Here is a 2,358-nt window from a genome sequence, read left to right on the forward strand (position 1 = left end):
GCCGAGCGCCGAGCAGTTGGTGGCGGACTACACGCGCAAGGGCTTCATCCGCGGCCGCAGCGTCCGACTCATGACGGTGAGCGTGCGGCCGGGCCGCCCCAACGGCGCCGCCTCCGGCTTCTTCAGCGGCATGATCCGCGAGCCCCTGGCGGGCCTGCCCGCCGCCTGCCCGGTCGCCGACGACACGCCGGTGGCGATCGCCTCGCCGGCGCGCACCATCGAGGGCCTGCTGCGCGCCGCCGAGGCCAGCGATGCCGAATGGGGCCCGCGCACTGCGCTCAACCTGCCCTCGCTCGCCACCACGGTGGGCGAGATGGCGGCGGCGCTGGCGCGCGTGGCCGGCCCGGCCGCCACCGCCCTGCTCGACCGCACGCCCGACCCGTCGATCCGGCGCATCGTGAAGTCCTGGCCCGGGCACTTCGAAACCGCGCGCGCCGCCGCGCTCGGCCTGCAGGCCGACGCCAGCTTCGAGACGGTGATCCGCGACTACGTCCGTGAAAATCCCGACGCAGTGAAGCTCGCTATTGCGGCATAGTCGCAGGTTGCCTTGCGGCCCTGGGTCCGCACTCTTTTCCACTCAGGAGACTCCCCCATGAAATTGAGCCAACTGGCCGCAGGCCTGGTCCTCGGCTTTGGCATCGCGAGCGCGGCCCTTGCGCAGACGACGATGAAGATCAGCATCTCGACCTCGCAGAACTCGCACCAGGGCGTCGCCATCGACACCTTCGCGAAGGAAGTCGCGAAGCGCACCAATGGCCGCTACAAGGTCGAGACCTTCTACAACGGCTCGCTGGGTGGCGAGCGTGAATCCATCGAAGCGGTGCAGCTCGGCACCCAGGAACTCGCCTTCTCGTCGACCGGCCCGGTGCCGAACTTCGTGCCCGAGACCAAGATCCTCGACGTGCCCTTCCTGTTCCGCGACAAGGCGCACGCCCGCGCGGTGCTCGACGGCCCGATCGGCCAGGACATGCTGGTCAAGTTCGACGCCAAGGGCTTCAAGGCATTGGGCTGGGGCGAGAACGGCTTCCGCCACATGACCAACAGCAAGCGCGACGTGAAGGCGCCCGAGGACCTCAAGGGCCTGAAGATGCGCACCATGGAGAACCCGGTGCACATCGCGGCCTACAAGGGCTTCGGCATCATCACCACGCCGATGGCCTTCCCCGAGGTGTTCACCGCGCTCCAGCAGGGCACGGTCGACGGCCAGGAGAACCCGCTGCCCGTGATCATCTCGGCCAAGTTCGACCAGGTGCAGAAGCACCTCACGCTGACCGGCCACGTCTACTCGCCCTGCATCTTCCTGATGAGCAAGGGCACCTTCGACAAGCTCAGCGCCGCCGACAAGCAGGCCTTCCTCGATGCCGCCAAGGAAGGCATCAAGGCCAACCGGGCCCGCGTCGACGAAGACGATGCCAAGGGCGTGGCCGACCTGCGCGCCAAGGGCATGACCGTCATCGACAACGTCGACAAGGCCAAGTTCGTGGCCGCGCTGGCGCCGGTCAACGCCGACTTCGAGAAGCAGTTCGGCAAGGCCAACCTGGACAAGATCCGCGACGTCAAGTAACCCGCCGCCGCGAAACTTCTCGCGGCCGCACGCGCCCGCACAGCCTGCGCTGGCGGGCGTTTTTTTGTCCGAACCCTGATGCGCTCATGAAATCCGCCTTCCTCGCACTCGACCGCTGGACCACCGGCCTGGCGATGGCGATCGCCTGCTTCATGCTGGTGGTCGCCTCCGCCCTCGGCGTGTTCCAGATCGTCACCCGCTTCGTGCTCGAACAACCGGCCGAATGGTCCGAGATCCTGATCCGCATCAGCCTGATCTGGATGGTTTTCCTGGGCATCCCGACCGCCTTCCGCGAGGGCGCGATGGTCAGCGTCGACGTGCTCTACCGCTGGAGTCCACCGAAAGTCCGCCGCGTGCTCGACTGGGTGGTGTGCCTGGCCGCGCTGACCCTGATCGCGGTCATCATCTGGTGGGGCTGGGATTACGCGCAGCGCGGCAGCGTGCAGTCGATGGCCGGCCTCGAATCGGTCTCTATGTTCTGGGCCTACCTGGCGCTGCCGGTGGGCGGGCTGTTCTGCGTGATCGGCATCATCGCCAACCTGATCGACCCGAAGCGCAACGAACTGGAAACCGCTCAATGACCCCCGTGATGATCACGACCATGGTGGTGTGCTTCGCACTCACCATCTCCGTCGCCGTTTCCATCGGCCTGGCCTCGGTGCTCGGCATCCAGGCCTCCAGCGCGAACATGCTGATCTCCGTCAAGGAGATGTTCAACGCGATCAACAAGTTTCCGCTCGCCGCCATTCCCTTCTTCATCCTGGCCGGCAACCTGATGGAGACCGGCGGCATCT

General features: G+C 66.7%; 4 protein-coding genes. All 4 read left to right on the plus strand.

Annotated elements, in window-relative coordinates; genetic code table 11:
• Positions 1-535: Rossmann-fold NAD(P)-binding domain-containing protein (locus AC1D2K_RS33585; RefSeq protein ID WP_478094619.1), on the plus strand; the 535-nt coding region annotated here is incomplete at its 5' end.
• A 57-nt stretch (positions 536-592) separates the two neighbouring features.
• The gene (locus AC1D2K_RS33590) at positions 593-1,564 is read left to right on the plus strand and encodes a TRAP transporter substrate-binding protein (RefSeq protein WP_478094620.1); all 972 of its coding nucleotides are present in this window, start codon (positions 593-595) and stop codon (positions 1,562-1,564) included.
• Between the two features lie 86 nt (positions 1,565-1,650).
• Positions 1,651-2,145: a TRAP transporter small permease gene (locus AC1D2K_RS33595; protein ID WP_478094621.1), complete on the plus strand. Its 495-nt coding sequence runs from the start codon at positions 1,651-1,653 to the stop codon at positions 2,143-2,145.
• The coding region (locus AC1D2K_RS33600) for a TRAP transporter large permease subunit (protein WP_478094623.1) at positions 2,142-2,358 on the plus strand (217 nt) is incomplete at its 3' end. The genes AC1D2K_RS33595 and AC1D2K_RS33600, both read left to right, overlap by 4 nt.

This window comes from Variovorax sp. P1_H12_2 (genome assembly GCF_056405335.1).

What these genes read in the sequence shown, in the direction of transcription:
- AC1D2K_RS33590 (WP_478094620.1), top strand. Translation starts at nt 593, where the DNA reads ATGAAATTGAGCCAACTGGCCGCAGGCCTGGTCCTCGGCTTTGGCATC.
- AC1D2K_RS33595 (WP_478094621.1), top strand. Translation starts at nt 1,651, where the DNA reads ATGAAATCCGCCTTCCTCGCACTCGACCGCTGGACCACCGGCCTGGCG.